This is a genomic window from Acidimicrobiia bacterium, assembly GCA_035948415.1.
Taxonomy (GTDB): Bacteria; Actinomycetota; Acidimicrobiia; order IMCC26256; family PALSA-555; genus PALSA-555.
The window spans coordinates 24109-49605 of the sequence record DASZJD010000009.1 but is presented as its reverse complement, the minus strand read 5'-3'; the positions used below and the strand labels follow the sequence as shown (position 1 = coordinate 49605).

Here is a 25497-nt window from a genome sequence, read left to right as displayed (position 1 = left end):
CCGCCCGGCTACGGGCCGGGGTCCTCCCCCATGTCCTGGAGCGCGGCCCGCAGCGCGGCGCGGACCCGACGCGCCGTCGACGGCGCCAGGTGCGCCACGAGCCCGGTGCCCGGCCGCGCCATCTCCTCGAGCGTCAGCTCCACCCGCTCGGCCTCGCAGCCGTCGCAGTCGTCGAGCGCGGCCACGGCCCAGGCGAGCCGGGCCCGCTCCGGGTCGTCGGCGGGGTGGTCGTCGGCGCCGTAGTCGGCCAGCTTCTTCATCGCCGTCCTCCGCTCCTGCGCGGCCGCTCGCGCCCGGCGGGAGCCGGCGTCGCGGGGCCTCGACGGTCGAGCGCCGCCACCAGCCGCTTGGGGGCGACGGTCTGGTACGCGTCGGCCACCAGGTCGGCCATCTGGTCCCAGTTGACCGGCACATCGAGCCACACGCCGACCCAGCCGCGCCCTCCGACGTACGGCGGGGCGAAGAACCGGTGAGGGTCCTCGGCGACTCGGGCGCGCTGGGCGCCGGCCGGCGCAGCACACCAGCAGGCGACCCGATCGTCGTGGTGGTGGTCCGCGTACATGACGAACGTCGTGCGGCCGCCCACGAACCAGGTGGGCTCGCCGTGGCTGAGTCGCTCCGTCGTCTCCGGCAGGGCCAGGCAGAGCCGTCGGAGCCGAGGCAGCGGGTCCGGGGTCACGGCCCGATTCTGGCCGACCCGGCGTCGCCCCGACTGGAGCATCATCGGGACGGCCGGGAGGACCGCCATGGAGCCGCACGCCAGCCGTCCCCACATGCCCGACTACGGGATCGCCGCCGCCGACGTCGGGACGGGCCTCCTGCCGTGGTCGTGGGCGACCGAGCGGCTCGCGGCGTCGCACGACTACTGGCTCGCCACCGTGTGGCCCGACGGGCGACCGCACGTGACGCCGGTGTGGGGCGTCTGGTGGTCCGACGCGGTGTGGTTCAGCGCCGGCGGGAGGGCCCGGAAGACGCGGAACCTCGAGCGCAACCCGCAGGCGGTCATCACCACCGACAACGCCCTCGAGCCGGTCATCGTCGAGGGAGCCGTGGCTCGGGTCGACGACGCCGACTCGATCGCGGCGTTCGCCGACGCGGTCAACCGGAAGTACGAGACGAGCTACTCGGTCGAGTTCTTCACCGAGAACGTCTGCTTCCAGCTCCGCCCGCGGCGGGCGTTCGGGCTCACCGAGGCCGACTTCGTCGGCTCGCCGACCCGCTGGACCTTCGACGGCGGGCCGGTCGGGCCGGGCCGCTGACCGTCGGCCCCAGCACCGAAGGGGCGGCTCGCTAGGTGCCGTCGCGGCGGCGGTACTCGTCGGGCTCGAGGTAGATGACGCGGGCGTGCGGGACCCGGGCCCGGATGCGGGCCTCGACCCGGTCGATGGCGCGGGCGGTGTCGCGGTCGGCGCGCGGGGCCAGGTCGATCTTCGCCGCCACCAGCAGGTCCTCGGGCCCGAGGTGCTGGGTGCGGAGGTGGATCAGGCGGTCGATGTCGGGGCTGGTCACGATGGCGGCCCGGATCGCGGCCTGGTCCGCCGGGGAGGCGGCCTCGCCGATGAGGAGGCTCTGGGTCTCCACCGCCAGCAGCGCCGCGATGACGCCGAGCAGGGCCCCGATGGCGACGCTGGCGGCGGCGTCGTAGGCCGGGTCGCCGGTGGCCACGGTGAGGGTCAGCCCGAGCGCGGCGAGCAGCAGCCCGACGAGGCCGGCGAAGTCCTCGAGGAGCACCACGGGCAGCTCGGGTGCCTTCGTCGTGCGGATGAACCGCCACCAGCTGGCGTCGCCGCGCTGCCCCCTGGCCGCCCGGGTCGCGGTGCGCAGGGAGAGGCTCTCGAGCACGAACGCGAAGCCCAGCACGGCGAAGCCCACGACCGGGCTCCCGACGTCGCTGGGGTGCGCGAGGCGGTCGACGCCCTCGTAGATCGCGAACAGGGACCCGAGCGAGAAGAGGACGAGCGCGACGACGAACGCGTAGAAGTACCGCTCGCGGGCGTAGCCGAACGGGTGCTCGGCGGTCGGCTCGCGCCGCGACCGCCGGCCCCCCAGCGCGAGGAGTGCCTCGTTGCCGGAGTCGGCGACCGAGTGGATGGCCTCGGCGAGCAGCGCGGTGGCTCCCGTGAGCGCGAAGGCGGCGAACTTCGCGACCGCGATGCCGAGGTTGGCCAGGAGCGCGGCCAGCACCGCCCGCCGGCTGGCCTCCTGCACGCGCGCAGGCTACCGGGCCCGCTCCACGGCCCAGACGGCCGCGGTGTCGACGCGCCGCGTGCCGTCACGGTCGCGCAGGACGAGCGTCGCGCCGCGCTGCTCGGTGGTCTCCAGCACGCCCCGAATCGGCGCGTCGCCGTCGACGTGCACGGCGAGCCGGCGGCCCACGGCGAGGCGGAGGCGCTCGTCCCAGCCGTAGCGCCAGCGGCCGTCCGGGCCCTGGCGCGGGGGCGCGCCGATCCGCACCCGCTCGGACCGGTAGGCGTCGGCCAGCGCCCGGGCCCGCTCGGGCCCGCAGAACTCGTCGGTGGCGTCGAGCACGAGGCGGGCGAAGGTGGCGCCGTGCGTCGGCAGGTCGGGCTGGTCGTGCAGCGCCCAGTGCGCCAGCTCGTGGAGCAGGATGCCCTTCGTGCGGTAGCGGCGCGGCAGCGTGATGGCGAGCCCGTCGTCGGTCTCGCTGAAGAAGGCGGTGCGGGCCCCGGAACCGGGCCGCAGCCGGGGCAGCCGCTCGAGGGTGAGCTCCGGGAAGCGGGCGTGCCACCACAGCGTGCCGACGACGCGGTCGGCGAAGCGGGCGCAGGCGGCGAGGCCCGGCAGGGGGCTGGCCGCCAGCGGCAGCTCGGCCCGGTAGACGCGGGCGCGCTGCGAGTCGCGGGGTGGTCGCGGCGGCATCGACGCTCAATGTAGGAGGGGGCCTGGCGGGGCTCGCGGCAACGCCGCGGCGCGGCTAGGGCAGCCGCATCGGGTTCTCGACGACGAGCCCGCCCGTCGGGGCCCGCCCGCCGCCGCCCATGATCCCCTCGTCGGCCCGAAGGCGCGCCATGCCGACGTTGTTGCCGGTGTACGAGTCGGGCTGCCCGAGCATCCAGACGATGCCCTCGGCGGCGACCTCGGAGGGCTCCCAGTCGGAGTGGTCGAGCTCGGGGGCGTTGGCGACGAAGCCCTCGCTCGCCACCGGGACGTCGATCCGGAAGGTGTTGACGGCGATGCCGGCCTCGCGCAGCTGGGCCGCGGCGGACACCGTCAGGTGCTCGAGGGCCAGCTTCGCCATCCCGTAGGCCATGAGCCCGGGGATGTAGTTGAGGGCGGCCGCCGACGACACGTTGAGGATTCGTCCCCCGCCGCGCGCCCGCATGGACGGGACCACGGCGCGGATGGCGAGCAGCGGGGCGCGCAGGTCGACGTTCAGCACGAGGTCGAACCGCTTCAGCTCGATCCCGAGGTCACCGGGGAACGTGATCGCGGCGTTGTTCACGAGGACGTCGACGCCCCCGAAGGCGTCGGTGGTCGCGGCCACCATCGCCTCGACGTCCTCGTCGCGGGCGAGGTTCGTCGGCACCGCGATGGCCTCGCCGCCGGCCTCGACGACGCGGCGGACGGTGGCGTCGATCGTGCCGGGGAGCCGCAGCGGCGAGGCGTCGGTGGCGCGCGCCGCGCAGGCGACGCGCGCGCCGAGGGCGCCGAGCGCGACGGCGGTGGCGGCGCCGACGCCGCGGCTGGCGCCGGTCACGATCGCGACCTTGCCTCGCAGGTCCATCGCCACAGGCTCGGGGCGCGCTCGCGTCACTCGCTGCTGACCGGCCTCGGGAGGGGCTGGTCGGTGTCGAGGTTCGCGGCGTAGGGGTCGCCGAGCCGATCGATCCGGGTCAGGACGTCGGGGGCCTCGAAGCTGAGCGCGGCCGGGTCGCCGCGATCGAGGGCGTCCGAGATCTCGTCCCAGGCGACCGGCGTCGACACCATCGGCCGCGGCTGCGCCCGGAGGGAGTAGGCGCACACGGTGGTCTTGTGCCGGTCGTTCTGGCTCCAGTCGACGAAGACCCGGTTGGCCCGCTGCTCCTTCGCCATCACCACGGTCACGCGGTCCGGTGCCTGCGCCGCCAGGAGCTGGCCGAGGCTCCGGGCGAAGGTCTTCGTCGCGTCGGCGGTGGCGCCGCGGACGGGCACGGCGAGGTGCAGGCCCTTGTTCCCCGACGTCTTCACCACGCTCGCGAGCCCGAGGCGCTCGAGCGTGTCCCGGAGGTCCAGCGCCACCCGGCAGCAGGCCAGCACGTCGGCGGGGGGGCCGGGGTCGAGGTCGAAGACCATGGAGGTGGGATGGTCGGGGTCGTCGACCCGGGCCTGGAGGGTGTGGAGCTCGAGCGCGGCCAGGTTCGCGGTCCAGACCAGCGTCGGCGCGTCGTCGACGACGCAGGCCACGAGGTCCCCCTCCGAGGGGGCTCGGCGGACCCAGGCCGGGGCGTGGGACGGGCAGCGCTTCTCGAAGAAGGACCCGCCGTCGACGCCGTTGGGGAAGCGGACCATGGTGACGGCCCGGCCGGCCAGGTGGGGGAGCATCGTCGGCGCGACCCGGACGTAGTAGTCGATCACCCCCGCCTTCGTGAACCCCGCCGCCGGGTAGAGGACCTTCTCCAGGTTCGAGAGGGTCAGCCGGCGGCCCGCCACGTCGATGACCGCTTTGGATCCGGCCGGCACGCTCTGCGAACCTAGTGGGGTGCCAAGCGCGATCTGGACAGGCAGCATCAGCTTCGGGCTCGTCGCGGTCCCGGTTCGGGTGGTCTCGGCCACCAAGAGCCAGGACGTGCGGTTCAACCAGCTCGAGGACGGGACGAACGCCCGCATCCGCTACCGGAAGGTGTCGGAGGCGACGGGCGACGAGGTGCCGAACGAGCGGATCCGCAAGGGCTACGAGATCTCGCCGGGCCAGTACGTGGTCGTGGACGACGAGGAGATGCGGGCGCTGGCCCCGAAGGCGAGCCGGATGATCGAGATCGAGGACTTCGTCGACCTCGAGGAGATCGACCCCCTCTACTTCGAGCAGCCCTACTACCTGGCGCCCGACGCCGCCGCCTTGAAGCCGTACCGGCTGCTCGTGGAGGCGATGAGCGAGCTGCACAAGGTGGCGATCGGCCGCGTCGTCATCCGCTCGAAGGAGAGCCTCGTCGCCATCCGGCCGCTGGACGGGATCCTCTGCCTCGAGACCATGCGCTACGCCGACGAGGTGCAGGCGCGCAGCGGGCTGATCCCCGAGGACGCGGCGCCGGCGGACCCGAGCGAGCGCGAGGTGGCGATGGCCCGCCAGCTCATCGAGGCCCTGTCGGGCCACTTCGAGCCCGAGCGGTATCACGACGAGTACCGGGAGCAGCTCCTGGAGGTCATCCGGCGGAAGGCCGCCGGCGAGGAGATCGTGGCCGAGCCGACGGTCGAGGAGCCGGGCAAGGTCGTCGACCTCATGGCGGCGCTGGAGGCGAGCCTGGCCCGAGCCGGGGCGCCCGAGGCGGCGGCCGCCGGGGCCGAGCGGGGCGCGCCGGCGAAGAAGCGCGCCCCCCGGTCGCGGAAGTCGGCCTGAGGCGAGGCCTCAGGCGGCGCGGGGCGGGGCGGCCAGCCGCTCGGCGCCGTGGTCGTCGACGGGCCAGCCGCAGGAGGAACAGGTGCCGACCGCCTCGCCGAGGCGGGGCTCGGCGCACGGCTCCCAGCGAACCGGGGCCGCGGGCTCGGCCGTCGTGATCACGGTGCCGGTGGCGTCCATGGCGTCCCTCCCTGAATGACAGCAGTGTAATTCTCGGCCCTCGGTCGGTCCGGGGACCCGGCCGAGCAGACCACGGGGGTGTGACGCCCGAGCGGGCTAGTCGACCTGGACGCTCCGGCCGCCGTCCCAGGTGCGGAGCACGAGGTAGTCGCCGTGCAGGGCCCCGTGGTCGAAGTGCCCGAAGCCCATCGTCGTGCCGTCCCGCCCGCAGGTGGCGGGGAGGCGCTTCACCCGCTCGAAGCCGTCGCGGAGCCCGGCGCGCGTCAGGTGGTCGGCGCGCACGACCGCCTCGGCGACGAGCCGGCCCATGTCGAGGGCGGCGCAGCCCATCGGCCCGGCGGCGGCCGCGGAGGCCCGGGCGGCGAGCTGGCGCCGGCGCTCGTTGTCGTCGGCGACCACGTCCACGTACTCCCAGCCCGCCCAGGCGTCGCGCCAGTCGGGTCGGAGGTAGCCGAACAGCAGGGCCGAGTTGGCGACGACCGGGACGCCCCAGGCCAGCTCGGCGAGCCCGACCGCCACCGGATGGGACGACACGCCGAGCCCGAGGTACACGAGGGCGTCGGGCTCGAGCGCGCGCAGTCGCTCGAGGGTCGCGGTGACCTGCTCGGCGACCGGGGAGATGCCGGCCGTCCCGGCCAGCTCGAGCCCGGCGCCGGTCGTGGCGGCGTCGAAGCACTCGGCGTAGCGGCGTCCCACCGGCGAGCGGTCGAAGACGACCGCCGGGCGCCGCAGGCCCCGTGCCGCCAGCCGCTGGGCCAGCACGACCGGCTCCTCCTCGAGCGACCCCACCTGGTAGTGGAAGCCGCAGCGGCCCCGGGTGCGCTCGCCGCCGGTGTAGTTGAGGCACGAGAGGCCGGCGGCGTCGGCCAGCGGGGCGACCACGAGGCCGTTGTCGCTGATCGAGGGGCCGACGACCGCCAGGCAGCCGGCGGCGTCCAGGTCGCGGAACCCGCCGACGAGGGCGTGCTCGGTGCCGATCGGCAGGCCGGTCGCCTCGACCCGCAGGAACTCGACGTCGCGGTCGAGGCGACCCTCGCCGGCGACCTCATCGACGCCGCGTCGCAGGGACGCCTCGAAGTCGTCACCGCCGTCGCGCTGCGGGAAGTCGAAGAGCAACCCGATGCGGATCGGCGCCGGCGCGAACACCTACTTGCCGAGCCCCGTGCGCGTGTAGTCGACGACCTGCCGGAGCTCGACCGGGCTGAGGGTTGCCCCGAAGGCGGGCATCGCGCCTCGCCCGGCGGCGACGAAGGCGATCTGGTCGGCCTCGTTCGGGAAGCGGCGGACGACCACGCCACCGGCCAGCCGGGGCCCGACGACCCCCTCCCCGCTGGCGCCGTGGCAGCTGGCGCAGTCGGCCTGGAAGATGCGCGCCCCCGGCGAGCCCGCGCTGGCCGTGCCGGGCTCGTTGGCGAACAGGAAGACCACGACCACGACGACCCCCACGGCGGCGAGCGTCTCGGCGGCGTTGACGACCCAGCGGAACACGTCAGAACATCGGCCGGGCCGCGGACGACGACGTGAAGAACCAGACGCTGCTGGTCAGGAAGAGCCCGACGAGCGCGGCGAACAGGAGCCCGCCGGCCACCGGGATGGCCCAGCCTGGCAGCCCGCGGGTCCGGACGACGAGCACCTTGACGGCGAAGGCCCCGTAGAAGACGCAGCCGAGGAGGCCGTGGAGCAGCACCCGGGTGCTGCCCGACTGGAAGCCCAGCGCCCACAGACACGCGTAGGCGACCGGCAGCGTCAGCGCGAACGTGAACGTGCCGACGAGGCGGTGCGCGTCGCCGAGCCACGCCGGGGCGCGGCGGGGGATCGAGATCTTGTCGTAGAGCCGGGCGGCGAGGAGCAGCTGTACGCACGCCAGCGCCACGGCTGCGGTCGCGAACCAGACCTTGAGCTGGATGGTCCCGCTGAAGAAGAGGGTGTACGGCCGCTCCCCGGTGGCGGTGTGCTCGTTGGCGTAGACGCCGAGCGCCACCGACACCGCGGCGCCCGCCACCAGGATGACCAGCAGCTTCGTGGTCGTCGAGACGCCGGCCCTGACCGGTGCCGATGCCGCCATCGCCCCCCTCCGGTTCGCGAGCATCCTGCCCGGGCGCGGCGCTCCCGACAAGGGACCGCGCGGCCCGAGCGGACCGGCCGCCTACAGTCCGGCCATGCTCGCCGCCGTCGCCGTCCCGCTCGGCGCGGCGGCCGAGCGGATGGATCCCACGTGGCCGCCGGTGCTCGTCGCCGCGGTGGTGACCCTCGGCGTGCTGGCGATCGTCGGCGTCGCCGTCATGTTCCGGCGCCTGCGCGCCGCGGCCCGCGAGCAGCGGCTGCGGCCGCAGGGCTGGCAGCGGTGACCACCCCGGACCGAGCGGGAGACGGGGCCCCGCGGCCGGCCCACCCGTCGCGGGGGCGTCGGCTCGTCGGGGACCTGCTCGACGCGGCGTGGGAGCTCCTCACCGACTGGGCCACGATCCGGCCCGACAGCGCCCGGGCCCGCCGCTTCCGCGCCTTCGGCGCCGGGAGCGCGATCTGCTTCCCGGTGGCGGCGCTGTTCGGCGAGCGCTACATCGAGCTCGGCGCCGCCACGGTGGTCGGCCCCTACGCCACGCTGTCGGCGGGCGTGTCACCGACCCAGGAGCTCGGGGGCGCGGCGGTGGTGTCGATCGGGGACCGCTGTCTCATCGGGAAGGGCAGCGGGATCGTCGGGCACGAGCGCATCGACATCGGCGACGACGTCTTCACCGGGCACCACGTGTACATCACCGACGCCAACCACGGCTACCAGGACCCGACCGCGCCGATCGGCCAGCAGTTCGCGCCGCCCCAGCCCGTCCGCATCGGCGCGGGGTCCTGGCTCGGGCACGGCACCATCGTGCTCCCGGGCGCCACGGTCGGCCGCCACGTCGTCGTCGGCGCCGGGTCCGTCGTGACCGGCGCCTTGCCCGACTTCAGCGTGGCCGTCGGCAACCCCGCCCGCGTGGTGCGCGACGCGACCGATCAGCGGGTCCCTGAGGCTGGCGACGGGTAGCTCGGCGGACGCTCGTCGCCGCTGAGGGCGTGGAGCACCGTGATCGAGTGCCCCACGTCGAAGAGGCCGACGTCGGCTGGCCACTGCCCGGGGAGGTAGCGGCGGCCGGCGAGCGCGTAGCGGTAGAGCCCGCGACCCTGGTTGCCGACCTCGTCCGGGCCGCTGACGTTCGGGTCCCACCAGATCACGGTGAGGTCGTCGCCCCACGTGTAGTCGGTGCCGGGCCAGATCCCGTGGCGGCCCCACGACGTGTGCAGCAGCGTCGGCACGAGCGGCCGGGTGGCGGGATAGCGGAAGAGGCCGTCGCGGAAGCTGGCCGCGGTGAGGTGCGGCCCGGCCAGGTGCACGCCCGTGAAGAAGATCAGGGGCGCCTGGACGAGGACCCGGAACGTCTTCGCTTCGGGCGGGCGGCCCGTCTGCCAGCTCAAGATGGTGGCCAGCTGGTCGACGGAGTCGTCGGTGCGGGCCGGGAGCAGCGAGACGCCGAAGGCGTGGGCCCACTGCCGCTGGTCGTACTGGCGGCCGAACACGGCGGTGTCGGTGTACGCGTAGCCGAGCACGACCCACTCCGGGAAGTAGCCCTGGGCGGTCGCCTCCTTGGTGAGGAACTGGGGGAAGACCGGGTCGGCGGCCACGAACACGGTGGTCACGTGGGCCGTCTTCAGCGACGCGATGAGCGTCCGCGAGATCGCCTGGGCCTGGGTGAGGTCGAGCTGGTACTTGAGGTCCACCGCGATCTTCGTGTGCTTCGCGGCCAGCGTGTGGGCGAACTGCTTGTACGTCGCGTCGAAGATCCCGGTGCCGTCGTCGAAGCGCACGTCGCCGAAGACCCGCCGCTGGGCGCGGAGCTTCGGGTCGCCGGCGTGGGCGGCGGGGCGGCCGCTGAGCTGGCTGGTCACGAACTGGGCCCAGGGGAGGGCGGCCTGGTCCGGCGCGGCGAGGGACGGCCACACGTAGGGGGCGCGCGACTGGAGGAACGAGCTCGTCTCGGCGAGCACGCACTCGCCGAGGCAGAGGACGCCCTTCGACGCCAGCTCGTCGGCGTAGGCGCTGGTCAGGCTCGGTCCCCCGAACGACGCGAACGCGTGCACCTCGTTCGCCACCCGGTCGGCGTCGGCCTTGGCCGAGACGTCGTCGTCGGGCGTGCCGCTGGCCCGGATCGGGACGACGCGGATCCGGCGGCCGTAGGTCTCGTAGTGCGACTGGAAGAAGTCGACATACGCCTGCACGGTGCGCGCCTCGGCGGCCAGGCTCTCGTCGCTGCCGCTCTGCTGGAGCGCCGCCTCCGCCAACGGGTCGGGCTGCGACTGGTAGAGGGCGATCGTGATCGTGTCCGCGGTCACGCCGGGCGCCGTCGCGCCGCCGTTGTTGCCGCCGTTCCGCGGCTGGATGCACGGCGGCGCGTACGACAGCGGGACGGCCACCCGGCCGGTGCTCGTGTCGCACTTCGGCCCCCAGTTCACGTGCACGCCGCGTGCCTGGGCCTCGTCGAACGTCAGGGGCAGGCCCTTGGTCGGAGCGGTCGTCGTCGTCGACTTCCCGCCCCCGCCGCCGCTGCTGACCACCGCGGCGACGATCCCGATCACGGCGACCACCGCGACGATCGGCAGGTACCGGGTCAGGATGGTGCGCCGGGACGGGCCCCCCCGTCGGCGCGCCTCAGCCACGGCGGCGCGAGGGGTCGGCCGGCGTCGCGTCCCGGGCCGGGCGCGGGGCGAGGCGGGTCACCGCGCCGGAACGGTCGGGGCGGCGTGGGTCCGGCGTCGGCGGCCGCTTCCAGGCGCCCGGAGGTGCGGGAGCCCCGCCGCGGCGGGCGACGATGGACGCCGTCACCCGCGGCCGGTCCGGCTGCAGTTCGTTCATGAGGGCTGGTGTACCCGCAAGGTCGGCTCCGTCACTCCTCGGCAGGTCGGTCCGGTCCCGTCGGCGGTGGCGCGAGCCATGGACCCGCGGCGTCGGTCGTGCCTACGGGCTAGCACGGCCGCGTCCGTCGGCAGCGTCAGGCCAGCGTCGGCGCGGGACGTCGCCGCGTGGTCACCGCTCCGGGCCTCGGTCGGTCGAGATCGGCTCGGGGTCGCGGGTCTGGCCCCGGTCGCGGCCGAGGTACGCGGCGACGACCGCCGGATCGGCCGTCACCTCGTCGGGGCTGCCGGTGGCGATGACCGCGCCGAGGTCGAGGGCGACCCAACGGCTCGCCACCCGACGCAGGAAGGGCAGGTCGTGCTCGATGACCACGAGGCTGGCGCCGAGGTCGTCGCGGACCCGGAGCAGGAGGGGCGCGAGCTCGTCGGCTTCCTTCTGCGCGATGCCGCTCGAGGGCTCGTCGAGCAGCAGGACGTCGGGGTGCTGCGCCGCGACGGCGGCCAGATCCACGATCCGTCGGCTGCCGGTCGAGAGCTCGCGCACGAACTTGTCGGCGAAGCCCCCGAGGCGGAACAGCTCGAGGAGCTCGTCGACCCGATCACGGGCGTCGCGCTCGGAGGTGGCCACGGCGGGCAGCCACAGCGCGGCGGCGACGGGATCGCGTACCTCGATCGAATCCTCGAGCGCCACCGCGATCGTCTCGGCGACGGTGAGGGCCGGGAACAGGCGGGCGTCCTGGAAGGAGCGCCCGAGGCCCTCGCGGGCGCGACCCGACGGGCTGCGGTGGACCAGGTCGACGCGACGCCCGTCGGCGGCGACGAGCGCGACCGACCCGTGCTCCGGTCGCTCGAACCCGCTGACGACGTCGAAGAGGGTGGTCTTGCCGGCGCCGTTCGGCCCGAGGATCCCGACGACCTCGGCCGGCTCGACCGTGAAGGAGACGTCGTCGAGGGCGACGATGCCGCCGAAGTGCTTCGTGAGCCCTCGCACCTCGAGGCGGTGCCCGTCGCGGGGCGCCGCCGGCGCGGCGGCGCGAGCGGCGACGCCCGTGACCGAGATGCCGGCGAGGAACACCGACCGGAGCAGGTCGGGCCGGCCGCGCAGCTCGTCGCACGGCCCCTCGAAGCGGATGCGGCCCTTCTCCATGAACGAGGCTCGGTCGGCGAACGAGAGGGCCAGCTCGGCCGACTGCTCGACGATCACGACGGCGGTGCCGGCCGCGGCGACGGCCCGGACGACGTCGAGCAGCGACGCCACCACCGCCGGCGCCAGCCCGAGCGACAGCTCGTCGATGAGCAGGACGCGCGGCGAGCCGACCAGCGCCATCGCCAGCGCCAGCATCTGCTGCTGGCCACCGCTGAGGTTCCCCGCGGTCTCCGCCAGGCGCTCTCGCAACATCGGAAAGTGGTCGAGGGCCGCGGCCCGCGCCGCGCGCGCCTCGTCGGGTCGGTGCCGCAAGGTCCAGGCCGCGAGCCGCAGATGCTCGGCGACGGTGAGGGACGGGAACGTCGCGGCGCCGCCCGGCATGGTTGCCACGCCGCGATGCGCGATCTGATCGGCGCGCAGCCGGGTCAGGTCCTCGCCGTCCAGCCGCACCTCGCCGTGGTCGCACGGGACGAGGCCGGCCGCGGCCCGCACGAGCGTGGACTTCCCAGCGCCGTTGGTGCCGAGCAGGGCGACGATCTCGCCGGCCGCGACCTCGAGGTGCGCGCCGAACAGCACCTGGACGCCGTCATAGCGGACGTCGACGGCGTCGACGACGAGTCGGAGCCGGCGGTCGTCGCGGCGGGGCGCGGCGGCGAGCCCCGCCGCCGCCGGGGGCGCGTCGCCCACCTCCGGGGTCTCGTCGGTGAACGAGCCGATGGCGAGCGAGCGGCGGGCGGCGACGCGACGGAGCAGGGCGTCGCGGGCGTCGGCGAGGGCGGCGCCGAGACCCCCAGGCAGGACGAGCAGGACCGCGAGCAGGCCCACCCCAGTCGCCAGGATCTGCCACTGCGACGCCAGGAAGTAGTCGACGCCGCGCACGTACGTGGCGCCGATCACCGCGCCCGGGATGGATCCCAGCCCGCCGATGACGGTCATCGCGAAGACCTCGAGGCTGGCCGCCGGCTGGTAGGGGCTCGGATCCAGGCCCGACTGCTGGTACACGAAGAGCGCGCCCGCGAACGCGGCGAGGAACCCCGAGAACGCCAGGGCGAAGACGGTGAGGCGGCGGACGCTCACTCCGAACGCCTCGGCCGCCCGCTCGTTCTCGCGCATGGCGATGATCGCCCGCCCGGTGCGGCTCCGCCGAACCCCGTACGCCATCGCGACCGCGACCGCGAGCCCGACCAGGCAGAGGTAGTAGAAGCGAGTGTCGGTGTCGATGGCGATCGCCCCGAACAGGGGCGGACGGGTGATCCGGGTCGCCGGCAGCCAGTTGATCGTCGTGCCCTCGCCGAAGAAGGTTCGGTTCAAGAGGTAGTCGGACGTCATGAGCGCGAACGCGAGCGAGGTGACGGCCAGGGTCAGTCCGCGCCGGCGGATCGCGGGCAGGCCCACCACCACGGCGACGGCGGCGCCGACGAGACCGGCCAGGAGCAGCCCGAACGCGAGATCCCACCCGAGCCGCGCCGTGATCGCGCCCGAGACCGCGGCGCCGATCCCGACGAACGCGACCTGGCCGAGGCTCACCTGACCGGCCCAGCCGGTGAGCACCACGAGGGACACGCCGATGATGCCGAAGATGAGGATCGCCGCGGCCAGGCCCAGCTTGCTGGCGGAGAGGAACGCGGGCACGGCCAGGAGCAGGGCGGCGACGCCGACCGCGAGCACCGCCCTCGCGACGCGCACCTCGGGCAGGCGACGGAGCTCGCGCGGGACCGGGCGGACCTCGCGGGCGGCCTGCCACGTCGAGACCTCTCCCTCGCGGACGCGCCCGATCGACGTCCCGCCGGTCGCCAGGACGCCCACGACGACGATGATGAACAGCACCGGGTCGACGTACGCCTGCTCGTGCCAGTGCCACACGACCGACTGCTCGACGATGCCGAGCACCACCGCGGCGCCGACCACGGTGGGGAGCCGCTCCATACGCCCGACGACGGCCGCGGCGAGCGCCCGCAGGAGCAGCGCCGGCCCGAGCACCGCCGGCCCGATGCCGCCCGCCGGGACCTGCCCGATCGGCGGGCCGAGGATCGACGACCGGAGGAACACGGCGAGGAACCCGAGCACCGCGGCCAGGACCCAGACCACGGTCTGGAGCCGGCGGATGGGGACGCCGAGCGACGCGGCCCGGTCGGCCCGGTCGGCCCCGGCGCGGACGGCGATCCCGACGTCGCTGCGCCGCAGGAAGAGGGCCAGCCCGACGAGGACGAGCGGCACGGTGGCGACCGCGACGATGTCGGCGCCGCCGAACACGATCGGGTCGATCGTCAGGTGCAGGTTGAAGGGCTGCGGGATCGTGCCGGTCCGGACCGTGAAGTAGCGCGGGAGGAGGAGGGAGCCGGCCGCCAGGACCTGGGCGATCCCGATCGTGGCCACGCTGAGCACGAGCCGTGGCGACCTCGCGAACCGCCGGACCAGGAGCAGCTCGACCGCCGCGCCGACGACCAGCGCCATCACGAGCCCGGCGGCGAGGGCCAGCCACCAGCTCGCGGCCACGGTGCTGATGGTCAAGAGCACGGCGAGCGTGGCCGGCACGGCCCCGAGGTCTCCGGCGGCGAAGTTGATGACCCGGTTGGCCCGCCAGACCAGCGCCAGGCCCAACGCCAGCAGCGACGTCAGCGCGCCGATGATCATGCCCTGCACCAGGACGCCGCCGGGCACGTGCCACGCCGCGGTCGCGAACGCCACCACCGCCAGCCCGACGATCACCGGATCCCAACGGCGCGGCGCCAGGGCCAGCGCCACGATCGCCAGCAGCACGACGACCGCGCCTCGCACCACCACGCCGCCCGGGAGGTACCGCCCGACGGCGGCGTCGATCACGATCGCGAGGATCGCGGGACCAACTCGGCGGGCCGCGATCACGGCGCGGGAGTCTACGGATCGGCTCCTCGATCGGGTCAGGCGGCGTCGGGCGGCATGCCGACGAATGCCGCCACGACCGCAGCGAGCTGCTCGCCGCGGTCCTCCTGGAGGAAGTGACCCGCGCCTTCGATGGTCGTGTGCGGCTGGCCCTGACAGCCCGGGATCTCGGCTCGGAGCACGCGGTCGGCGCCGGCGGTGACCGGGTCCTGGTCGCTGAAGGCGGTGAGGAAGGGCTTGGTCCACGCGCGCAGCGCGGACCAGGCCCGACGGTTCGCGAGCGAAGCCGGATCGTCCGGGGTCGTGGGCACGAGGAGGGGGAACTGTCGGACCCCGGCCTTGAACTCCTCGCTCGGGAACGGCGCGTCGTAGGCGGCGATCACCTCGGCGTCCAGGTCGGTCGTGCAGCCGCGGTTCACGATCCGCCCGACATCGAACACCGGCGTCTCCTGCGAGAACCGCTGCCAGGCGCGGAAGGCATCCCCCGGGTCGCGTTCGCCCGTCGGGAGGAACGTGTTGGCGGCCACCACCCGAGCGAAGCGCTCGGGCTGCTCGGCGACGAGACGGAGGCCGATCAGCCCGCCCCAGTCCTGACCCACGAGCGTCGCACCGGTCAGGTCCACCGACTCGAGGAACGCCGCCATCCAGTCGACATGGCGCTGGTACGTGTAGTCGTCGCGGGACACCGGCTTGTCGGACCGGCCGCAGCCGACCAGGTCGGGGGCGACGGCGCGAAGGCCCGCTTCCACGAGGACGGGGATCATCTTCCGGTAGAGGAACGACCACGACGGCTCGCCGTGCATCAGGAGGACCGGCGGCGTGCGGCGCGGTCCCTCGTCGATGTAGTGCACCCGCAGCGAGCCACCGCTTCCGTCCGGGACGTCGACGTAGCGGGGCTCGAACGGGAAGTCCGGGAGGCGCGCGAAGCGCTCGTCGGGGGTTCGCAGCACCTCCACCGACCGCCCTCCTTCGTGGGCCCCCAGCCGCGGCTGGCGGGACTCCGATCCTGACCGCCGCCGCGCCGGTGTGCCAGCCGGCGGTCGGTGCGGACCACGTCGGGCTCGGACGCGGCCGTTACGCTCCGATCGTGCCGGACGAGCGCGATCGTCCCGTGCCCGAGCCCGACCCGAGCGGACCGCGGCCCCCGTCCGGCGCGCCGCCGGCGATCGGCGCTCGCGTGGCCCGGCGCCGCCGCCGCCGCCGTCGGCTGGTGGCCGCGGGGATCGCGGCGACCGCCGTCGTCGGGGCTGGGATCGTCGCCACGGTCCTCGCCCTGGGCAGCGACAGCCATCGCGCCACGCCGGCCGCGCACCGGACGCACGTCGCGGCATCGACGGTCCCGACGACCGTCACCTCGGCGCCACCGGCAACGAGCGCGGTTCCCCGCTCGTCGAACCCCGTCGTCGTTTTGGCCCAGCAGTACGACGGGCTCTATGTCGGGACCTTCACGAACACGACGTTCAACACCACCGGTTCGGCGTCGCTTGAGGTGCGGATCGACCCGACCGCGGGGACGCTGCACGTGACCTTGAACCTCACCGGCGACCTGTTCGGCGGTGGCGCGAAGGGCGTGCGCCACATCGACGGGACCGTCATCCTCAGCACCCCGAACGCGCCGGTCACGATGCAGACCGACGCCTTCGGAACCGTCACGGGCCGGCTGAACGGGACGTCACTGATGCTCACCGCCGCCAACGTGCCGGACGCCCACGTGAAGACGTTCGAGCTGGACGGCAGCCTCCGAGCCGACCTCAAGGGCTTCGACGCGACGTTCCGGGTCGGCTTCCGGGACGGGCGAATCGGGGAGGGCACGGCCAGCGTGCTGTGCTCCGTCACCGGGCAGCGCCCGAGTCAGGTGCCCACCCTCTGCGGGTCGGCCTGATCGACCCGCGCCGCCGGCAACCCCGAACCGAGCGGGCGCGCTGTCGACGTCGGCTCGATAGGGTCAGGCGACGGCGAGGAGGAGGGCTCCCATGCGCTTCGACGAGAAGGTGGCGGTGGTGACCGGCGCCGGGCGCGGCATCGGGGAGGAGTACGCCAAGTCGATCGCACGGGAGGGTGGCCGTGTAGTGGTGGCGGAGCTCGACGCCGAGGCCGGCGAGCGGGTCGCGAAGGAGATCGAGCAGGCCGGCGGCACTGCCGTCGCCGTCCCGACCGACGTGTCGAGCGAGGACTCGACGATCGCGATGGGCGCCGCCGCCGTCGAGGCCTTCGGGGGCGTCGACTACCTGGTCAACAACGCCGCGATCTATGGAGGCATGGAGCTGTACGGGCTCACGAACATGCCGATGGAGTACTGGAACAAGTTCATGGCCGTGAACATGACCGGGGCCGTGCTCTGCACGCGGGCCGTGTTCGCATCGATGGCCGAGCGCGGCGGCGGTGCGATCGTCAACCAGTCCTCGACCGCGGCGTGGATGGGGGCCGGGTACTACGGGATCGCCAAGCTCGCCATCCACGGGATCACGCAGTCCTTCGCCCGGGAGCTCGGGCCCATGGGGATCCGCGTCAACGCGATCGCGCCGGGCCCGACCGACACCGAGGCGACGAGAACCACGGTGCCGAAGGAGATCATCGACCAGCTGCTAGCGACCATGCCGCTGGCGCGCATGGGGACGCCGGAGGACATGGCCGACGCGTGCCTGTTCCTCCTGTCAGACGAGGCGCGGTGGGTGACCGGTCACGTGCTGAACGTCGACGGCGGCCAGATCATGCGGGTATGACGAGCCCGGCGGCGTAGGGCGCGCCGTCCGCCAGGCCGCAGAGACCGTGCCCCACGTCGTCTTCGTCTGCACCGGCAACGCCGCTCGCTCGGTCATGGCCGGCGCCATCCTCGCGGCGCACCTCGACGACGTCGAGATCACGACCGCGGGGACGCACGTCGTCGAGGGGATGCCAATGAGCTGGCGGACTCGCGAGGCACTGGCCGGCCTCGACGTGACCGCGCCCGGGCACCGGAGCACACAGCTCCGCGACCCGCATGTGGCGAGCGCCGACCTGGTGGTCGGGCTGGCGCGCGAGCACGTCGCCTACGTTCGTCGCACCCATCCTGAGGCCGCGGCCCGGACCGGGACGCTGCGCCGGCTGGCCCGGGATCTGCCCGTGGGCCCTGGATCCTTCGCCGAGCGCGTGGCCGGCCTGGGGCTGGAGACGGTAGCCCTGGAGCCGTGGGAGGACGTCGACGACCCGGCTGGCGGTGACCTGCCCGAGTTCGAGGCGTGCGCCCGCGACATCCACCACCTGCTCCACCAGCTCGCCCCCGCGCTGGTCGAACGGGTGGACGCCACCGGCTCCTGAGCCGTTCCGTCGGGGGTCGCGGTGGTCGCGCCAAGCAGGCGGAGCGCGCGCCCGCACGGCGGCCGGCGCCCTGACCCGCGTCGGCTCGACCCCCACGCGCGATCCCTGGGATCCGCGGACCGACCTCGCTGCCAGTCGCGGCTGCGACCCGCTATGGACCGCAGGGTCCGGGGGGCGCCGGTGCCGGCGGCGTGGTGCTGGAAGGTGGCGCTGTCGTGGCGGTGCTCGTCGTCGTCGGAAACGGGATCGTGATGGTCGTGGGCGTCTGGGCTGGGGAGACGGACGCCGAGCAGGGCCGGGTCCCGGGCGAGGGCGGGCTCCCGGGGCCCGCCGGACCCAGGACGGTGGCCGGGCGGCGGGATGGCTTCGGGGCGGACGATGTCGCCGGGGTAGACGACGGAGTCGACGTCGTCGTCGGCGCTGCGGTCGTGGCGCTTTGCCGCGACGCCGACGTCGTCGGTGACCGCGCGGTGACGTCGGGCGTGTTGGCGATGGTCCTCGGCCCGGCGTCGCCCGACCCGCGGATCAGGAGGAACGCCCCGGCGGGGATCAACGCGGCGACCACGACCGCGGCGGCGAGGACCAACGGGTCGATTCGGTCGGACCGGCTCGCCCGCCTGGCGGCGAACGCCGGTCGTCTCCGGGGCCGGCGGGTCCAGAGCGACCTGGCCGCTCGGCCGAGCTGCTGGGCCAGCGGGGTCAACGCCGGCCGCGTTCTTGATCGGGCATGCCTAACCCGTCCTCGGTGAGCCCGTGGGTGCTAGGGACGTGCTGCACGAAGTCGTCGGCGAGGTCTTTGCTGCTGCCGGCCCAGTAACGCTCGGCGGCCGGTCCGACTTCGGGCGCGGGCCTCAAGCATGACGTCCGATCGCGCTGCGGTCGAGTACCAAGACCGGGCTTTCAGACCAGACGGCCGGCGCGGGGCTCCGGTCCGACCTCGACGGCGTCCCCGCCGGCGGCGCGGCTCGTTCTGAACGCCCGCTGACCGGCCGCTCGCCTGCCGGGTCGGGTCGGGGGCCGGTCGGGCGCCAGGGACTGCGTCCGGGCCGCCGTCGTCCACGACTGCGACACCGCTCGCCACCGCGACCTCGACGCCAATGGCGGCTCGTCAAGCCGGAGTGCACGGGGCCGTATCGACGCCGCGGTCTTGGTTAGGGCGAGCAGGGCTCCGATGAGACCGAGAACTGTTTGGCGGCCTGGGTGGTGCGCCCCGCGGCGTCGGTGACGGTGACGGTCCAGGTCACGGTCTGGGGATCCGGATAGTCGCTAAAAGGACCGATGTCGGCTCGGTAGGTGGCCCCGTCGCCGTCCATGGCGCCGTTGAAGACCGTCCCGTCGCTTGAGTGAGCGGCGACCAGCGCGACCCCCGCCAGCCCCGCGGGTGCCTGCACGCTCGCCACGAGCTGGTTCATGTCCCAGGTCTGGACGCAGTCCGCAGCTTGGGCAAGCGCCACGGCTGGCCCGCCCGGGTCGGGCGGGGGTGGCGGCGGCGGAGGGGGTGGCGGGACCGGCCGGGTCGAGTTGTGGGTACCTCCACCCGCCGCCTTCGGTGCCGTGACGTGCGCGGTCGACGCGGGCGGGAGAGAGGACGTGCTCGCTCCGACGCTGGTCACCGCCGGAGTGGTTGTCGTCGTGAGCGTCGAATAGTGAGGGGTCTCTGACACCACGACTCCGTTTGTTCCCCGGATCGTCTGGTCGCCCCAGGCAGCGAGACCGAGACCCGCTGCGACGCCTATGGACGCCAGCAGGGCGATCATGACCACCCGGCGACGGGACCATCGGGCACCACCGTCGGGCCGGACGTCATCCGTACGCAGCCGCCGACGCAGCTCCACGTCAGTAGGTCGGCGTCTCGTCCTCGGCGCTTGACTGCCCCGTCCCGGTTGTGGCTTCGGTAGGCGTCCCCACAGCACAGAGACGATCGCCCCACCACCAGGCGGCTCCCGAGGCACGTGGGTGCCGATGGCGCGCCCCCGGCGCCGCTCTGCTGGATTCAGCCGGCAGCGGAATGCCCCGAGGCATGGTCGTCGGCCCGTAGGTAGCCAGGGCCCGCTCGAACACGCCGTACGAGCGTCACCCCGTCAAATGGGGGTCGAGCAATGAAGAGCCTTGGCGTCACCGTTGCTGGGATCTTGGCGGTGCTCGCGACCCCGGCCACCACCAAGACGGCGCCATCGCTGTCGCGGGGCTGCTTCTACGCCGGCAGGGCAACACGGCCGGGGCAAAGGGGCAAGGACATGGGCGACGGCAAGAGGGTCGACGCGATCTTCTTTTCTGAGCCCGCGCCGGTCCGTCTGTGCCCGGCGCGATGGGCGCTGACCTGCCGTTTCGTGATGGGGCCGGACGGGAGTGAACGCTCCCGGACGCCATGGGCTGATATACCGTCAGATCGCGCGACAGGGGGAGTGCCGGGCGTGACGACCGTGCAGGGCGCGATCGATACGACGCATCGTGATGGGAGTGAATCCCACCCCGCGTTAGCGCTCTCCGACATCACCGTCCGCTTCGGAGGCATCACCGCGCTGCAGGAGGTGAGCCTGCGTCTCGACGCCGGCGAGGTCCGGGGCCTGATCGGCCCCAACGGCGCTGGGAAGACAACGCTCTTCGATGTCATCTCCGGAATCCGGCTCCCCGACGCGGGTCGAGTCGAGCTCGACGGTCGCGAGATCACCGGGCTCTCCGCGGTGCGTCGAGCCCGGCTCGGGCTGCGGCGCACGTTCCAGCGGGTGCAGACGTTTGGATGGCTCAGTGTGGAAGACAACGTCCTCGCCGCGCTCGAATGGCGCAGCGGCGGGGGCGGCCTCGCAGCCGATCTCGTCTCCTTCCCGACGCGGTTGACGCGGGAGAAGGAGCGACGGGCCCGCGTCGCGCATGTCACCGACCTCTGCGGCCTGACGCCCGTCCGGCACGAAACCGCAGGGTCGCTGCCCATCGGGCTCGGGCGCATGGTGGAGCTGGCGAGAGCCATCGTGGACGCCCCTCGGGTGTTGCTCCTCGACGAGCCCACGTCTGGATTGGACGAGACCGAAGCCGCACGCCTCGGCGAGCGAATCCAGGACATCCGGGCCCACGAATCGTGCGCCGTCTTGCTGGTCGAGCACGACGTCGGGTTCGTGATGCGCCAATGCGACCGCATCGTGGTGATGCATCTGGGAGAACTGCTCGCGGAGGGCCGGCCCGAGCAGATCCGGGCGAACCCGGCGGTCCGTGCCGCCTACCTGGGTGACGACTGAGGCGAGCACCAAAAGTTCTGCAATGAGATACCAACAAGGGGGAACCGGTGAAACGAAGAAGGTGGGTTGCCGCTAGTGCGGTGGCCGCGGTGGTCGGCGCATTCGCGTCGACCGGAATCGTGGCCACCGAGACTGCCGGGGCACGGTCCCAGACCGATGCCCGAGGTGTGACCGCAACATCGATCAATGTTGCGGGGATCGGCGCGGGACCGAACTTCACAGCCGACGAGCTAAAGATCGGTACCACGGCACGGTTCCAGGTCGAGAACAACAAAGGTGGCGTCTTCGGGCGCAAGATCAACTACGTCGAGACCGCCAACGACAAGAGCGATCCGAACACCGACCTGACCGAGGCCCAGCGCCTCGTCCAGCAGGATCAAGTGTTCGCGGTCGTGCCGACCCTGACGCCTGTCTTGCAGGCCTCGACCTTCCTCACCCAGCAGCACGTGCCGTTCTTCGGCTGGGGTATCGACGCCGGGTTCTGCAAGAACCCCTACGCGTTTGGCTTCACCGGCTGCATCGTTCCGCCGCCGTCGATCCCGACCACCGGGACGACCTGGGGTGCGCTCGCCAGCGCGTATTTCAAGGCACACGGCAGTCCAGGTGGGGCCAAGGGGAAGACCGCGGCCGTCATCGCTGAGGACCTCGACACCGGCAAGACCGGTGCGCTCGTGATCGGCGAGCAGGCCAAGCTCGCTGGCTTCAAGGTCGTCTACCAGAAGAACCCGGTCCCCGCGAACCCACCGCCAGGCGACGTGTCGCCGTACGTCAACGCTCTAATGACGAGCAACGCGGGCAAACCGCCCGACGTCGTGTTCGTGACCACGGCGTACGGCAACGTGCTCAAGCTCTCCAACGGCTTGCTGGCAGCGGGGTTCCAGGGCCTCCTCACGAACGCCGTCACGTACGACCCGCGTCTGGTCTCGGCCGCCAAGGGTGAGACCGTCTTCACGCAGTTCGACCTGCCCGAGGACACGGCCAATGCGACGATGCAGAGGATCACGAGCGACATCAAGGCCGTCGCCGGATCTGCGCCGATCACGCAGGCAGTCTTGGCTGCGTACTTCTCGGCCGACGCGTTCGTCGCCGCGCTGAAGAAGGCGGGCAAGAACCTGACGCCCGAGGGACTCGCGAAAGCCATGGGATCCATGACCTACCAGGTCCCCGGGATTGTCGGACCCACGAAGTACCCCGCGGCGCAGACCCTGGGTGCACCGTGCGGTCTGCTGACGCAGAGCGACGGCACGAAGTACAGCATCGTGGTGCCGTACGCCTGCTACCAGGACGTCAACTCCAAGACCGGTAAGACGATCAAGTACTAGGCATCTGACGGATCGAGGCGGTGGTGGGCGAGAGGTGACGCTCGCTCGCCACCGCCAGGCCGTCACCGAGAAGTTCGCCGTGGCGATGTCGGTGATGAGAGGCCACCGGTGCAGAAGTTCCTGAACCTGCTGCTGTCCGGCACGGTCACCGGCGGGATCTACGCCATCATGGCGTCCGGGTTGGTGCTCACCTACCAGACCTCGGGCATCTTCAACTTCGCGCACGGCGCGGTCGCCTTCACGACCGCGTACGTCTACTACCAGCTGCACTCCGGGCAGCACATCCCCATCGTCCCGGCTGCGATCCTCGCCGTGCTGGTCTTCGCCCCGCTCATGGGCTTGTCGCTCGACCGAATCCTGTTGCGCCGCCTGGCCTCAGCGCCGGTCTATGCGCGCATCGTCGGGACGATCGGCCTGCTGGTCGCACTGCCGAACCTGGCCATCTGGCTCGTCGAGACCCTCGGCGACACCGTGCTCGGACTCACGCTTCCGAAGGTGTCCGACACGAGCTCCACCGGTGGCATCGCCCCCGGGATCGGACCTGCGCCCCCGCGCGTGTTCCGATTCGGCTGGCTCGGACTCCGCAGCGTCCACCTCGACAGCGACCAACTGGCGGTGTTCGCCGCCGCCGCGGTCGCGGCCTTCGTCCTCTGGTACGTCGTCCGACGAACCCGCGTCGGCCTCGAGATGCGCGCGGTTGTCGACCGGCCCAGTCTCGCCTCCCTACGCGGCGTGAACCCAGGTCGGGCGTCGGCCACCGCGTGGATCTTGACGATGCTGCTCGCGGGCCTCGGCGGCGTCCTGATCGCGCCGTTGTTCCAGCTCGACTCGACGATCTTCACGCTCGTGGTGTTCGGGTCGCTGGGCGCGGTCGCCGCGGGAGGTCTGCGGTCGATCCCCATCGCGTTCGCGGCCGGGCTCGGACTCGGCGTCGTTCAGGACCTCGTCGCCGGCTATGGCGACAGCTTCCTCCCGGGCTTCCTCAATCGGCTGAGCGGCTTCCGAAGCTCGATTCCGTTCCTGCTCACCTTGATCATCCTCTACTTCGTCGCCCGCGACCGACGACGAGAGGCGGGCGTCGCTGCCGACCAGGCCCCTCCGCGGGACCATCGATCGGGTCTCCCACGGTGGCGTCGACGGCTCCCGTGGGCCGTCGCCGTGTTGGTGCTCGCCGCGTTCTCCCTCCAATGGTTCAACGCATCGTGGCTCCAGGCCGACACCTACGAGCAGAGCATCATCGCCAAGGGCCTCGTCTTTGGCCTGATCTTCCTCTCCTTCGTGGTCGTGACGGGGCTGGGTGGCATGGTGAGCCTGGCGCAGGCGACCTTCGTGACCGCGGGAGGGTTCGCGGCCGGGTGGGCTCTGAACCGCGACTGGGGAATCAACGCGCCGTTCGTCGCTCGTCACGGCCATCTGAACTTCCTTTTTGCGGCGGTGGTCGCGATCCTCGTGGCCGCGACGCTCGGGGCGCTCATCGCGCTCCCAGTGCTGCGCCTGGGGGCTGTCGCGCTTGCGTTGGCGACGTTCGCGTTCGCGTTCTTCGCCGCGCTCGTCCCGTTCGGAACCGAAGCCATCAGCCACGGCTCGTTCGGATGGACGATCAACGCGCCATCCCTCGACATCCCGGGTCTGAACTGGCTCAACCGGCTGCTGGTGCCCGGCGCGACGAATCACCTCGACTTCTCCAAGCCGTCCGAGCAGATCGTCCTCATGCTCGTGCTGTTCGGGCTGGCCACCCTCGTCATCCACAGCCTCCTCCGCTCCGCGTCGGGACGGGCGATGCTCGCCGTGCGGAGCAGCGAGGTCGCGGCCCGCACGTCCGGGATGTCCCCGGAGCGGACGAAGGTGCTGATCTTCGCGGTGTCGGCCGGAATCGCGGGTCTCGGTGGTGTCATGCTCGGCATGGTCAACGGCGCCGCGACGAACACCAACGCGGTGCCGCTGACCGGGCTGATCTGGCTTGCGGTGGCGGTGGTGTTCGGGGTCCGCCGGCCCGGCGGGGCGCTGCTCGCCGGCTTGTCGTACACCGGGACCGCCGTGATCTTCACCTGGATCGGCCACGACTTCTTGACCGGCGCGTTCGGCGAGCTGACCACCGCGTCGACCTTCGTCCCGATCTTGTTCGGGCTTGGGGCGATCAACCTCGCCCAGAACCCCGATGGGCTGCTCGCGCTCGTCGGGCACCAGCGCCTTGAGCGGCGCGTCAACCGTGAACGGAAGGCCCGGATTGGCGTCGCCGAGGAGCAGCTGCACGCCGAGCCCGCGCCCTCCGCCGAGCCGACGGCGTCCGTCACGCGACAGTCTCCAACACCAGCCGGCTCGTCCGCCCCCCTGACGATCGAGGGTGTGGTCGCCGGTTACGGCGGCGCCGAGGTCTTGCACGGCGTCGACGTCACCGTGTCCGAGCACTCGGTCCTCGCGCTGCTCGGCGCCAACGGCGCCGGCAAGTCGACGCTGTGCTCGGTCGCGTCGGGCCTGGTCACCCCGACCGAGGGCCGGGTGCTCATCGCGGGCGAGGATGTCACGGAGCTCGCGCCGCACGAACGGGAACGGCGCGGGCTCCTCCTGGTCCCTGAGGCGCGGGGGATCTTCCCGGACCTCACCGTCGAGGAGAACTTACGCATGCTGCTGCGGGGAGGGGAGGAGCGCGAGATCGCCTATGCCCGCTTTCCGATCCTCGGCGAGCGGCGACGCCAAACGGCCGGGCTGCTCTCGGGCGGCGAGCAGCAGATGCTTAGCCTGGCGCCGGCGCTGGCTCGTCCGCCGAAGGTCTTCATCGCCGACGAGCCCACGCTGGGGCTCGCGCCGCTCGCCGCCCAGGAGGTCATCCGGGCGTTGCGGGAGCTCCGCGAACTCGGAGCGGCGATCATGCTCGTCGAGGAAAAGGCCCACGAGGTGATGGCACTGGCCGACGTCGTGGCGTTCATGGCGTTGGGTCGGATCGTCTGGGTCGGTTCGCGCGAAGAGGCCGACGAGGAGCGGCTCGCGTCGACCTACCTCGGCATCAGCGACTGACTG

At 73.0% G+C, this 25497-nt stretch carries 25 protein-coding genes; 11 read left to right on the top strand and 14 right to left on the bottom strand.

Annotated features, from left to right (window positions below; translation table 11 throughout):
- Positions 1-8: 8 nt before the first annotated feature.
- On the bottom strand, positions 9-260 hold the full coding sequence (locus VG869_01220; protein ID HEV3449800.1) for a hypothetical protein: 252 nt from the start codon (positions 258-260) through the stop codon (positions 9-11).
- Entirely contained in the window at positions 257-721 is a 465-nt protein-coding gene (locus VG869_01215) for an MmcQ/YjbR family DNA-binding protein (GenBank protein ID HEV3449799.1), read from the bottom strand. The genes VG869_01220 and VG869_01215 overlap by 4 nt, the downstream gene beginning before the upstream one ends.
- A 25-nt stretch (positions 722-746) precedes the next feature.
- On the opposite strand from VG869_01215, the gene VG869_01210 reads away from it, so the two are divergent.
- Entirely contained in the window at positions 747-1259 is a 513-nt protein-coding gene (locus tag VG869_01210; protein HEV3449798.1) for a pyridoxamine 5'-phosphate oxidase family protein, read from the top strand.
- Between the two features lie 31 nt (positions 1260-1290).
- On the opposite strand, the gene VG869_01205 is transcribed toward VG869_01210, so the two are convergent.
- From VG869_01205 to ligD, 4 genes are read right to left on the bottom strand one after another with little or no spacing between them, the layout of a single operon-like run.
- Entirely contained in the window at positions 1291-2208 is a 918-nt protein-coding gene (locus tag VG869_01205) for a cation diffusion facilitator family transporter (GenBank protein ID HEV3449797.1), read from the bottom strand.
- Positions 2209-2217: 9 nt separating this feature from the next.
- A complete protein-coding gene (locus VG869_01200; protein ID HEV3449796.1) occupies positions 2218-2880 on the bottom strand; it encodes a hypothetical protein in 663 nt (220 codons plus the stop codon).
- A gap of 55 nt (positions 2881-2935) precedes the next feature.
- A complete protein-coding gene (locus VG869_01195; protein HEV3449795.1) occupies positions 2936-3745 on the bottom strand; it encodes an SDR family NAD(P)-dependent oxidoreductase in 810 nt (269 codons plus the stop codon).
- A 26-nt stretch (positions 3746-3771) separates the two neighbouring features.
- Positions 3772-4680: a non-homologous end-joining DNA ligase gene (gene ligD, locus VG869_01190; protein HEV3449794.1), complete on the bottom strand. Its 909-nt coding sequence runs from the start codon at positions 4678-4680 to the stop codon at positions 3772-3774.
- Between the two features lie 19 nt (positions 4681-4699).
- Between ligD and VG869_01185 the strand changes: the two genes are divergently transcribed.
- Positions 4700-5554, top strand: coding sequence for a Ku protein (locus VG869_01185; protein ID HEV3449793.1), 855 nt, complete (start codon positions 4700-4702; stop codon positions 5552-5554).
- A gap of 9 nt (positions 5555-5563) precedes the next feature.
- Here the strand turns inward: VG869_01185 and VG869_01180 are convergent, their stop codons facing one another.
- From VG869_01180 to VG869_01165, 4 genes are all read right to left on the bottom strand, one after another.
- Positions 5564-5734 carry a hypothetical protein gene (locus VG869_01180; GenBank protein HEV3449792.1) on the bottom strand — a complete coding sequence of 57 codons (171 nt, stop codon included), beginning with the start codon at positions 5732-5734 and terminating at the stop codon, positions 5564-5566.
- A gap of 96 nt (positions 5735-5830) precedes the next feature.
- Positions 5831-6880: an ABC transporter substrate-binding protein gene (locus VG869_01175; protein HEV3449791.1), complete on the bottom strand. Its 1050-nt coding sequence runs from the start codon at positions 6878-6880 to the stop codon at positions 5831-5833.
- Complete coding sequence (locus VG869_01170) at positions 6881-7222, bottom strand: cytochrome c (GenBank protein HEV3449790.1); 342 nt, start codon at positions 7220-7222, stop codon at positions 6881-6883. It lies immediately after the preceding gene.
- A gap of 1 nt (position 7223) precedes the next feature.
- Entirely contained in the window at positions 7224-7799 is a 576-nt protein-coding gene (locus VG869_01165; protein ID HEV3449789.1) for a DUF6529 family protein, read from the bottom strand.
- A 94-nt stretch (positions 7800-7893) separates the two neighbouring features.
- Between VG869_01165 and VG869_01160 the strand changes: the two genes are divergently transcribed.
- Together VG869_01160 and VG869_01155 are read left to right on the top strand one after the other, a co-directional pair.
- Positions 7894-8082 carry a hypothetical protein gene (locus VG869_01160; protein HEV3449788.1) on the top strand — a complete coding sequence of 63 codons (189 nt, stop codon included), beginning with the start codon at positions 7894-7896 and terminating at the stop codon, positions 8080-8082.
- Positions 8079-8756, top strand: coding sequence for an acyltransferase (locus VG869_01155; GenBank protein HEV3449787.1), 678 nt, complete (start codon positions 8079-8081; stop codon positions 8754-8756). Before VG869_01160 ends, VG869_01155 begins: the two co-directional genes overlap by 4 nt.
- On the opposite strand, the gene VG869_01150 is transcribed toward VG869_01155, so the two are convergent.
- The 3 genes from VG869_01150 to VG869_01140 form a co-directional block, all read right to left on the bottom strand.
- Entirely contained in the window at positions 8726-10423 is a 1698-nt protein-coding gene (locus VG869_01150; GenBank protein ID HEV3449786.1) for a hypothetical protein, read from the bottom strand. The genes VG869_01155 and VG869_01150 overlap by 31 nt on opposite strands.
- Positions 10424-10790: 367 nt before the next feature.
- Positions 10791-14630, bottom strand: a complete 3840-nt coding sequence (locus tag VG869_01145) for an ATP-binding cassette domain-containing protein (GenBank protein ID HEV3449785.1) — start codon at positions 14628-14630, stop codon at positions 10791-10793.
- A gap of 35 nt (positions 14631-14665) precedes the next feature.
- Positions 14666-15583, bottom strand: a complete 918-nt coding sequence (locus VG869_01140; protein ID HEV3449784.1) for a haloalkane dehalogenase — start codon at positions 15581-15583, stop codon at positions 14666-14668.
- Between the two features lie 131 nt (positions 15584-15714).
- Here VG869_01140 and VG869_01135 point away from each other — a divergent pair, with 131 nt between their 5' ends.
- The 4 genes from VG869_01135 (at position 15715) to VG869_01120 (ending at position 18673) form a co-directional block, all read left to right on the top strand.
- Positions 15715-16509, top strand: a complete 795-nt coding sequence (locus VG869_01135) for a hypothetical protein (GenBank protein ID HEV3449783.1) — start codon at positions 15715-15717, stop codon at positions 16507-16509.
- A 91-nt stretch (positions 16510-16600) separates the two neighbouring features.
- Entirely contained in the window at positions 16601-17350 is a 750-nt protein-coding gene (locus tag VG869_01130) for an SDR family oxidoreductase (GenBank protein ID HEV3449782.1), read from the top strand.
- Positions 17351-17396: 46 nt separating this feature from the next.
- A complete protein-coding gene (locus VG869_01125) occupies positions 17397-17924 on the top strand; it encodes a hypothetical protein (protein ID HEV3449781.1) in 528 nt (175 codons plus the stop codon).
- Positions 17925-18139: 215 nt separating this feature from the next.
- Positions 18140-18673 carry a hypothetical protein gene (locus VG869_01120; protein HEV3449780.1) on the top strand — a complete coding sequence of 178 codons (534 nt, stop codon included), beginning with the start codon at positions 18140-18142 and terminating at the stop codon, positions 18671-18673.
- Between the two features lie 402 nt (positions 18674-19075).
- Here VG869_01120 and VG869_01115 read toward each other — a convergent pair whose 3' ends face one another.
- Positions 19076-19378, bottom strand: a complete 303-nt coding sequence (locus VG869_01115; GenBank protein ID HEV3449779.1) for a hypothetical protein — start codon at positions 19376-19378, stop codon at positions 19076-19078.
- 645 nt (positions 19379-20023) lie between these two features.
- Here VG869_01115 and VG869_01110 point away from each other — a divergent pair.
- From VG869_01110 to VG869_01100, 3 genes are all read left to right on the top strand, one after another.
- Entirely contained in the window at positions 20024-21157 is a 1134-nt protein-coding gene (locus VG869_01110) for an ABC transporter ATP-binding protein (protein HEV3449778.1), read from the top strand.
- Positions 21158-21237: 80 nt separating this feature from the next.
- Positions 21238-22479, top strand: a complete 1242-nt coding sequence (locus VG869_01105; GenBank protein ID HEV3449777.1) for an ABC transporter substrate-binding protein — start codon at positions 21238-21240, stop codon at positions 22477-22479.
- Positions 22480-22587: 108 nt separating this feature from the next.
- A complete protein-coding gene (locus VG869_01100) occupies positions 22588-25494 on the top strand; it encodes an ATP-binding cassette domain-containing protein (protein HEV3449776.1) in 2907 nt (968 codons plus the stop codon).
- The last annotated feature ends 3 nt before the right edge of the window (positions 25495-25497 follow it).

What these genes read in the sequence shown, in the direction of transcription:
- VG869_01210 (HEV3449798.1), top strand. Translation starts at nt 747, where the DNA reads ATGGAGCCGCACGCCAGCCGTCCCCACATGCCCGACTACGGGATCGCC.
- VG869_01215 (HEV3449799.1), bottom strand. Translation starts at nt 721, where the DNA reads ATGCTCCAGTCGGGGCGACGCCGGGTCGGCCAGAATCGGGCCGTGACC.
- VG869_01180 (HEV3449792.1), bottom strand. Translation starts at nt 5,734, where the DNA reads ATGGACGCCACCGGCACCGTGATCACGACGGCCGAGCCCGCGGCCCCG.
- VG869_01200 (HEV3449796.1), bottom strand. Translation starts at nt 2,880, where the DNA reads ATGCCGCCGCGACCACCCCGCGACTCGCAGCGCGCCCGCGTCTACCGG.
- VG869_01165 (HEV3449789.1), bottom strand. Translation starts at nt 7,799, where the DNA reads ATGGCGGCATCGGCACCGGTCAGGGCCGGCGTCTCGACGACCACGAAG.
- VG869_01195 (HEV3449795.1), bottom strand. Translation starts at nt 3,745, where the DNA reads ATGGACCTGCGAGGCAAGGTCGCGATCGTGACCGGCGCCAGCCGCGGC.
- VG869_01130 (HEV3449782.1), top strand. Translation starts at nt 16,601, where the DNA reads ATGCGCTTCGACGAGAAGGTGGCGGTGGTGACCGGCGCCGGGCGCGGC.
- VG869_01110 (HEV3449778.1), top strand. Translation starts at nt 20,024, where the DNA reads ATGAAGAGCCTTGGCGTCACCGTTGCTGGGATCTTGGCGGTGCTCGCG.
- VG869_01220 (HEV3449800.1), bottom strand. Translation starts at nt 260, where the DNA reads ATGAAGAAGCTGGCCGACTACGGCGCCGACGACCACCCCGCCGACGAC.
- VG869_01160 (HEV3449788.1), top strand. Translation starts at nt 7,894, where the DNA reads ATGCTCGCCGCCGTCGCCGTCCCGCTCGGCGCGGCGGCCGAGCGGATG.